Origin of the sequence: Moorena producens 3L (assembly GCF_000211815.1) — a bacterium.
Classification (GTDB): Bacteria; Cyanobacteriota; Cyanobacteriia; order Cyanobacteriales; family Coleofasciculaceae; genus Moorena; species Moorena producens.
Genome location: NZ_GL890943.1, coordinates 1 through 10,391 on the forward strand (window position 1 = coordinate 1; position 10,391 = coordinate 10,391).

At 41.3% G+C, this 10,391-nt stretch carries 2 protein-coding genes; both read right to left on the reverse strand.

Going from position 1 to position 10,391, the window contains the following annotated elements:
- The coding region (locus tag LYNGBM3L_RS21350) for a type I polyketide synthase (RefSeq protein WP_009148715.1) at nt 1–5,263 on the reverse strand (5,263 nt) is incomplete at its 3' end.
- An 11-nt stretch (nt 5,264–5,274) separates the two neighbouring features.
- Nucleotides 5,275–10,326 carry an SDR family NAD(P)-dependent oxidoreductase gene (locus tag LYNGBM3L_RS35000; RefSeq protein WP_131827053.1) on the reverse strand — a complete coding sequence of 1,684 codons (5,052 nt, stop codon included), beginning with the start codon at nt 10,324–10,326 and terminating at the stop codon, nt 5,275–5,277.
- Between the last annotated feature and the right edge of the window lie 65 nt (nt 10,327–10,391).

Here is a 10,391-nt window from a genome sequence, read left to right on the forward strand (position 1 = left end):
TTACCAATGCTTGTACTAAAGATAGAGTTGTGCCACACCCTAGCTTAGACAAACTTCCTAACTCCTCAGAATTAACAGTTTGCCCCACTCCGGCTTCCGTCGTCCAACATTGTACTACTCCATATAATGATGGTGATTTCCCTGCTACTGTCTCTATTACTTCCTCAAAATCTTCAAGGTTGTTGGGATTAATGGTAAATTCTGCGGGAGCTATCTGTTGATACTTTTCTCCAGCAAACACTAAAGTACAAACCTCTCCCACTGAGTTCAGTTGCCTTGCTAACTGTTTACCTATTCCCTCTTTGTCTGCTAGTATCAACCAACTCTTAGAACCATCATTCGTTTGTTCTAACTTCGTTTGAGAGCTTTGAGCTACAATTACCGTTTGCCCTGACAATGTTTCTGCCATTCCCTCCACTTCTGGCATGGTGACTACTTCGGTAAAATCTGTTTCTCTCAACACCTTTTGCCATTGGTCTCTACTCAGCAAAGGATAATCTGGTCGTAATTCATAATCATTGAATTTCCACCATCCTTCTAACAGTCCAAATACTAAATCTAACCATCGTTGAGCAGTTGTTACTTCTAACAACACTAACATTCCCCCATCTGCTAATAGTTCTCGCACATGGGATAATGTCTGCTTCATAATTGTGGTTGCATGGAGGACATTGGCTGCAATAATTATATCATATTGATTAGCCTCAAATCCTTGACTTTTCGGATCTACTTCTATGTCTAAGGTTTGATAGCTAATGAATTGATAATCCTGGAATTTATCTTGGGCTTTTGCTGTAAATAATGCCCCTATATCGGTGAATATATATTCGGTTTGCTGGGGATTTAGATGAGGCAGGATATAGCTGGTCGTCCCTCCTGTTCCCGCTCCGATTTCCAACAACCGTATGCCTCGGCTTTTAGGTAATTTTTCTATAGCCTTGGTGATGGATTTTTCTACTATTGTGTTCATCACTTTAGCTACTGTTGACTCTTCATAAAGTTGAGTCGCTGTGGTCAAATCTCCTTGGGGGAAAACTAACTGAACTGGGTCTATTGCTCCTCGTAATACCCCACTTAATTGACTTGCACAACGTTCCAGTAGTGTCAATGTTGCTGCTTCTTCTGGATATTGATTCTGTAAACTCTGGCTTTTTTCAGTAGGCTTGACTTGAGCTAAGGTTTGTTCCACTTGCCACTGCTGCTGATTATAATTGAGTATTCCCACCTCTGTTAATATTTGTAGCAGACGCTTAAACAGTTGTCTCTGACTGGGAACTATGCCTAATTTTTTGACTGCTGCATCAAATTCAAAGCTTTCTGTTGGTTTGTATGACCAACCCATTTCGTGCAATGCTTGTACTATATAATCTACAGTTAATTCTTCTAAGCTTGTTTCAATAGACCCTGTTCTTTTCTGATCTACTTGAGTTACTAATTCTGTCAGAGTTGGAGCTAATTTTTGGGCAATTTCTACAGGAGGTCTCAGGAAATCTGGAGGGAGTAGTTTACCTAAAATACCTTGGCTTCTCCACTCTACTTCATACAACCAATTTTCTATTGATTCGGTTTCTGTTCCCAGTAGGGTCTGTTTAGTTGCTAGTTTTAGTTGTAAACCTTTGAGGTTGGCAATTATTTCTCCTGAAGGAGTTACTATGGTGACAAGAGTCGTTAAACTTTCTGGAGTTTTCACTTCGGGACTGGTTACTGATGCGTAGGCCCATAGACTCAGCCCGGGATTCTTATATAGTTTGAATTCTTCTATTCCTACTGGCAGATAAGTTTGGTCACTATCTGTTGCTGGGAGTGCCTGAAATATTACTTGCAAGGCTGCATCTAATAGTGCTGGATGGAAATTATAGTCCCTTGTTTGTGTTATCAATTCTTCGGGGAGTTTGATATAAGCTAGTGCTTGGTTTGAACCCGACCACAATTGTTGAATGCCTTGGAAGCTATTTCCGTAGTCTATCCCTACTTGTTGACATTTTTGATAATGTTGTTTGACTTCTATTGCTTGATTACATTCACTCTTGTATTTTTCTAGGTCAATTTTTGTTTGAGGAGGAGGGGTTGATTCTTTTCTGATTTTTCCGGTGGTGTGGAGTTTCCACTCTTCTTCTTCAAGTTGAGAAAATATTTGAAACTTGTAGCTTTGGCTGTCTGTTGGGGTGAGTATGGTTTGGGCATTTGTCAATTCTCCTGCTGGTAGTATCCATCCTCTACTGATGGTTAGGTCTTCTATTACTATCTGGGGTGTTTTTAATTGGTGATTTCCTGCTGCTATTGCTATTTCTAGGTAGCCGGTTGTGGGAAATAGTGCTTGATTAAATACTCGGTGGTTGCTGAGATAGTTGGGTGATTTTTCTCCTATTTGTGAGGCAAATATTTGTTGTTCCCCTGCACAATTTAGCTTTTGACCTAATAGGGGATGGAGGTTTTGGTCTGTTGACAATTGCTGTTTAGACCAGAATTTGTTCTTGGTTTCTATCCAATAACGTTCTCTCTGGAATGGATATGTTGGCAATGCTACTTTCTGACGATTATAATCTTTTTCAAACCCTGACCAGTCTATTTTGGCTCCTTTTACATACAATTGTCCTAAGCTAGATAGCATTTGTTGCCATTCTTCTATTCCTGGACGCAATGATGGCAACCATTCTCCCACATCTTCTGTTACACATTGCCTTCCCATTCCTAACAATATTGGTTTGGGTCCTATTTCTAGGAAGGTTTCATATCCTTGCTCTTCTAGAGTTTTCATACTCTGGGCAAATCTTACTGGTTTTCGCACATGACCCACCCAATATTCAGCAGTGGTTATTTCCGCACCTACTTCTTCACCAGTGACGTTTGATATTAGTGGTATTTTGGGTTGATTATAGGTTACTTGTTTGGCTACTGCTTCAAATTCTGTTAACATTGGTTCCATTAATGGGGAATGGAAAGCATGGGATACCTGTAATTGTTTGGTCTTAATTCCCATATTTTTTAATATATCACAAATAGTTGTTATAGCTCCACTGTTCCCTGAAATTACTATACTTTCTGGTCCATTAATCCCTGCTATTGTCACTTGGGAACTATACTCTTCTATAGCCTCTATTACCTGAGATTCTGATGCCATTACAGATACCATCTGACCACCGGAGGGTAACTGTTGCATCAACTGTCCCCGCATGGCTATTAATTTTAGACCATCTTCTAGGCTAAATACTCCTGCCACACAAGCTGCTACATATTCTCCTACACTATGACCCATGACTACATTGGCTTTAATTCCCCATGATTCCCATAACTTAGCTAGGGCATACCCTAGGGAAAATATAGCAGGTTGGGTATAAGCTGTTTGGTCTATCAAAGTAGAAGTTTCATCTTTAACCTGAGCCGGATAAAGTACATCTAATAAAGAAAATTCTAGATATTTTCCCAGAATCTCACTACACTGGTCGATAATTTTCTGAAAAGTGGGTTGAGTCTGGTATAACTGCCTTCCCATTTGCAGATATTGAGAACCTTGACCAGTAAATAAAAATGCTATTTTCGTCTTAGTTTGGCTTGTTATTTGTCCTGAACAGATGCCAGGAACATTCTCTCCCTGTTTGTATTGTTTGAGTTTCTCTATTAACTCTTGTTGCTCATGCTCAGAAGTAATCAAAGCTAATCTATGGTTAAATTCTGCTCTACCGATGTTAGCTGTGTAGCAAATATCCCCCAAATCCTTATGATTCCTTTCTGCTTCTAAATAACTTTGATAACTATTGACTAAATCAGCAAGAGCCTTTTCGGTTTTCGCTGACATAGTAAATATATGAACTGGACGTTCAACAACATTCTGACTTTCAACTTTGAACTTTTGACTTTTGACTTGATGAGAGGGTGCTTCTTCTAAAACTATATGAGCATTGGTGCCACTAAAACCAAAAGAACTAACCCCAGCTATGCGACTTTTACCATTTGTTGGCCAAGAGGTGAGCTTGATCGCGACTTGTACTGGTAATTGGTCCCAATCAATATAAGGATTTGGCTGATTAAAATGCAGTGATGGGGCTATTTTATGATTTTGCAGTTGCAATACTACTTTCATTAAACCGGCAATTCCTGCTGCTCCCTCCAAGTGACCAATATTAGTCTTGGCTGAACCAATTATTACCGGTTGCTCTTGAGAGTGAGTTTTTCCAAATACCGTTCCTATTGCTCCTACTTCAATCGGGTCTCCCAAGGAAGTTCCTGTGCCATGAGCTTCTATATAACTGATACTAGCTGGGTCTACTCCTCCATTTTCCAAGGCTTGACGAATTACTGCTTGCTGAGACGGCCCATTAGGTACAGTCAATCCACTGGTATCACCATCTTGGTTAATGGCAGTTCCACGAATCACCGCCAGGATATTATCCCCATGGGCTACAGCATCTGATAAACGTTTGAGTACGACCATACCACATCCTTCACTACGGACAAATCCATCTGCGGTAGCATCAAAAGTCTTGCATCGACCATCAGGAGATAACATTCCCGCCTTAGAAAAATTGATGCTAAACTCTGGAGATATTAATGCATTTACTCCTCCCGCTAGAGCTAAATCACACTCTCTATTTCTTAAACTGGTAGTGGCTAAATGGATACTGACTAGAGAAGAGGAACAAGCTGTGTCTACTGCTAAACTAGGTCCTTTGAGCCCCAGAAGGTAAGAAATTCTCCCTGATGCTGTACTGTGGCTATTTCCTGTACCTAGATAGGCATCAATTTGTTCAAGGCCTTGAGTTAATATCTTTTGAGTATAGTCACTACCACAAATGCCAACAAATACACCAGTAGAGGTTCCTGTAAGTTGTTGAGGATTTATTCCTGAACGCTCTAAGGCTTCCCAACTCACTTCTAGGAGTAATCGCTGTTGAGGGTCTAGATGAATTGTTTCTTTAGGAGAAATACCAAAGAAATTGGCATCAAACTCTTGTAGTTGCTCCACAAAGCCTCCATAACGAGTAGAAATTTTACCGGGAGTGGTAGGGTCAGAGTCGTAATATTTATTAATAGGCCATCGGTCTGGTGGCACTTCCGTAATCGCATCTACTCCGTTTTGTAAAATATCCCAGAAGGCTTCAGGGATAGATGCGCCTCCCGGAACACGGCAACCCATGCCAATTATGGCGATCGCCTCAGATTGCTTTTGATTTTTGAGTCGATCAACTTCAGCCTCTAAGTTACTAATCTTGTCTAATGCCATTTGCATCAGTTGGGCATACTCTTGTTCCTGATTACTAATCATTTAAATACCTCCTAATTTGCTCCTAATTTTTCTGCGAGTTTTTTAGCAATCCTATCTATTTGAAGATTTTGCTGGAAATTAAGGTTAACTATATTATCGCTGTCATTCTCTTTATTCTCTTCTAAAATCAGTAAATCTTTAGCCAAATAATTTACTATATCTTGAATTTTAGGGTAGTCCAAAGCTATAGTTGATGGCAGCGATCGCTTCAAGCTACTTTGCAACTTATTCCTCAACTCCACAGAAGTCAAAGAGTCCATACCCAAATCAAAAAACCCTGTTTCCAAAGCAATTGATTCAGGATGACTAATTCCCAACACATTAGCCACCTGACGACGCACATGAGCCACCAACAACCAGCGACGCTCACTAGCTGGTGTAGCCTCCAACTTTAACAGAAAATCTGACTTCGATGGTTCTGCAACCTCCAATATAGTTTCCTGCCAATCCGCCAAAAATGGCCACTGTGCCACTCTCTCCTGCCACCCTGACCACTCAATAGGCACTACCCCTACTTCCACATCCGAACCACTGATCAATAGCTCTAGAGACTCTAACACCTGAGCCGGAGATATTGCACCCATCCCCTGCTTACTTACCCTCATATCTGCACCCCGTTCGGCTGCCTCTCCTACTTGAGAAACGGCTCCCCAATGAATGCTCAATCCCGGTAATCCCTGAGCGCGACGATAATGGGCTAAACCATCAAGGAAAGCATTAGCTGCAGAATGATTTCCCTGACCAGGCGAACCCAACAGAGATGCTGCTGAAGAAAACAGCACAAAAAAGTCCAATGGTTGATTTTGAGTCAATTGATGCAAGTGCCAAGCACCTTGGACTTTCGGTGCCATCACCTGCTCAAAACTAGACCAACTCTGGTTTTGTAGCACTCCATCTGATAACATTCCTGCTGAATGAATCACTCCTGCTAATGGTCGGTTTGACTCCTCAATCCTCTTCCACACCTCTGTGATCGATTTCCGATCAGACACATCGGCCTTTTCCACTACCACTTCCGCTCCTGCCATTTCTAATTCTGTTATTTTTTTTCGAGTTGCATCATCTGGTGAACGACGTCCTAATAATACTAAATGTTTAGCCCCCTTTGACACCATCCAATTTGCTACCAGTAAACCCAAACCTCCCATACCTCCTGTAATCAAGTAGCTAGCTCCAGAACGGAAACTTAAAGGCTTTTGAGTCCTAGCATCAGCAAGTTGTGTTTGAGTCACCACAATCTTGCCTATATGTTTGGCTTGCTGCATATAACGGAAGGCATCAATGACTTCCTCTATGGGAAATACCTTTATTGGTGGTGGTTGTAGTAAACCGTTGCTCAACTTATCTTTCAACCCTTGCAACATAGAATTGATTAATCCCGGTTGCTCTATTGACTCTTTGACTAAATCCACCACAAAATAAGATACATCCGGTCTGAGAGCTGCTACTTGGCTTGAATCCCATACTCCTCGCTTGGCGATTTCCACAAACCGACCACTCTGAGTTACCACTGACATACTCTTACTAATAAATTCCCCAGAAGTCAGAGAGTTAAGTACAATATCCACTCCTTGACCTTGAGTTATTTCCATCACTTGGTCAGCAAATTCATAGGTTCGGGAATTCATAATATGTTTGACTCCCATATCTCGTAGAGCTTCCCATTTGGGAGGACTTGCAGTTGCCAAGACTTCGGCTCCTGCTTCCATTGCAATCTGCACCGCAGCCATTCCAGTACCTCCTGCTGCTGCATGAATAAGGATGCGATCGCCAGCCTGAATCTTGGCCACATGATGCAAAGCATAATAAGCTGTTAAAAAATTAGCTGGAATAGATGCTGCTTCTTCAAAGCTCAGATTTTCTGGCTTGATAACTACATAGGTAGCATCAACAGTTACATACTGACTAAAGCTGCCGTGAGCCATAGCCATAACTGTATCCCCTATATGAAAGCCTGTGACTTTTGACCCTACAGCTACTACTTCACCCGCACACTCTCCACCAAAACTGTCCATCTCTACTAAGTGTTTTTGAGACATTCCATCCACTTGCTGAGGGACTAATCCTAATGCAGATACTACATCTAGAAAATTCAATCCTGTTGCCTTAACTCTAATTTCTACTTCCCCTGCTCCTGGCGAACGTCTAGTAACTGGCTCTAAGACTAAGTTATCTAAACTACCCTTCTCGGAACTTCCTAGTTTGAATGGTTGTGATGGCACCAAATGTTGTGCCACTGGTTGCCGATGATGACTAGCCACCAACCGAGCTACATAACGACCATCTCCACGCCATGCCACCTGGTCTTCGGAATCCTCCGACCAGATTTCATTAAAGAGTGCATCAGCTTGACCCTCTATAGTCTCCTCTGGGTCTAAATCTATACGAGTACAGTTCAATTCTGGATGTTCCAAGCTAATCACTTTGCCCATTCCCCACACCGAAGATTGGGCTACTCCTGGTATGACCGGATGATTTGACGACACTGCTTGAGCACCACTCGTCACTAACCATAATCGAGGTACAATGGATAACCCTGCTTTTACCAATGCTTGTACTAAAGATAGAGTTGTGCCACACCCTAGCTTAGACAAACTTCCTAACTCCTCAGAATTAACAGTTTGCCCCACTCCGGCTTCCGTCGTCCAACATTGTACTACTCCATATAATGATGGTGATTTCCCTGCTACTGTCTCTATTACTTCCTCAAAATCTTCAAGGTTGTTGGGATTAATGGTAAATTCTGCGGGAGCTATCTGTTGATACTTTTCTCCAGCAAACACTAAAGTACAAACCTCTCCCACTGAGTTCAGTTGCCTTGCTAACTGTTTACCTATTCCCTCTTTGTCTGCTAGTATCAACCAACTCTTAGAACCATCATTCGTTTGTTCTAACTTCGTTTGAGAGCTTTGAGCTACAATTACCGTTTGCCCTGACAATGTTTCTGCCATTCCCTCCACTTCTGGCATGGTGACTACTTCGGTAAAATCTGTTTCTCTCAACACCTTTTGCCATTGGTCTCTACTCAGCAAAGGATAATCTGGTCGTAATTCATAATCATTGAATTTCCACCATCCTTCTAACAGTCCAAATACTAAATCTAACCATCGTTGAGCAGTTGTTACTTCTAACAACACTAACATTCCCCCATCTGCTAATAGTTCTCGCACATGGGATAATGTCTGCTTCATAATTGTGGTTGCATGGAGGACATTGGCTGCAATAATTATATCATATTGATTAGCCTCAAATCCTTGACTTTTCGGATCTACTTCTATGTCTAAGGTTTGATAGCTAATGAATTGATAATCCTGGAATTTATCTTGGGCTTTTGCTGTAAATAATGCCCCTATATCGGTGAATATATATTCGGTTTGCTGGGGATTTAGATGAGGCAGGATATAGCTGGTCGTCCCTCCTGTTCCCGCTCCGATTTCCAACAACCGTATGCCTCGGCTTTTAGGTAATTTTTCTATAGCCTTGGTGATGGATTTTTCTACTATTGTGTTCATCACTTTAGCTACTGTTGACTCTTCATAAAGTTGAGTCGCTGTGGTCAAATCTCCTTGGGGGAAAACTAACTGAACTGGGTCTATTGCTCCTCGTAATACCCCACTTAATTGACTTGCACAACGTTCCAGTAGTGTCAATGTTGCTGCTTCTTCTGGATATTGATTCTGTAAACTCTGGCTTTTTTCAGTAGGCTTGACTTGAGCTAAGGTTTGTTCCACTTGCCACTGCTGCTGATTATAATTGAGTATTCCCACCTCTGTTAATATTTGTAGCAGACGCTTAAACAGTTGTCTCTGACTGGGAACTATGCCTAATTTTTTGACTGCTGCATCAAATTCAAAGCTTTCTGTTGGTTTGTATGACCAACCCATTTCGTGCAATGCTTGTACTATATAATCTACAGTTAATTCTTCTAAGCTTGTTTCAATAGACCCTGTTCTTTTCTGATCTACTTGAGTTACTAATTCTGTCAGAGTTGGAGCTAATTTTTGGGCAATTTCTACAGGAGGTCTCAGGAAATCTGGAGGGAGTAGTTTACCTAAAATACCTTGGCTTCTCCACTCTACTTCATACAACCAATTTTCTATTGATTCGGTTTCTGTTCCCAGTAGGGTCTGTTTAGTTGCTAGTTTTAGTTGTAAACCTTTGAGGTTGGCAATTATTTCTCCTGAAGGAGTTACTATGGTGACAAGAGTCGTTAAACTTTCTGGAGTTTTCACTTCGGGACTGGTTACTGATGCGTAGGCCCATAGACTCAGCCCGGGATTCTTATATAGTTTGAATTCTTCTATTCCTACTGGCAGATAAGTTTGGTCACTATCTGTTGCTGGGAGTGCCTGAAATATTACTTGCAAGGCTGCATCTAATAGTGCTGGATGGAAATTATAGTCCCTTGTTTGTGTTATCAATTCTTCGGGGAGTTTGATATAAGCTAGTGCTTGGTTTGAACCCGACCACAATTGTTGAATGCCTTGGAAGCTATTTCCGTAGTCTATCCCTACTTGTTGACATTTTTGATAATGTTGTTTGACTTCTATTGCTTGATTACATTCACTCTTGTATTTTTCTAGGTCAATTTTTGTTTGAGGAGGAGGGGTTGATTCTTTTCTGATTTTTCCGGTGGTGTGGAGTTTCCACTCTTCTTCTTCAAGTTGAGAAAATATTTGAAACTTGTAGCTTTGGCTGTCTGTTGGGGTGAGTATGGTTTGGGCATTTGTCAATTCTCCTGCTGGTAGTATCCATCCTCTACTGATGGTTAGGTCTTCTATTACTATCTGGGGTGTTTTTAATTGGTGATTTCCTGCTGCTATTGCTATTTCTAGGTAGCCGGTTGTGGGAAATAGTGCTTGATTAAATACTCGGTGGTTGCTGAGATAGTTGGGTGATTTTTCTCCTATTTGTGAGGCAAATATTTGTTGTTCCCCTGCACAATTTAGCTTTTGACCTAATAGGGGATGGAGGTTTTCCCCTTTTGAAAATTGCTGTTTAGGCCAGAAGTTGTTGTTGGTTTCTATCCAATAACGTTCCCGTTGGAATGGATAAGTCGGCAATGCTACTTTCTGACGACTATAGTCAGAGTCAAACCCTGACCAATCTATTTTGGCTCCTTTTACAT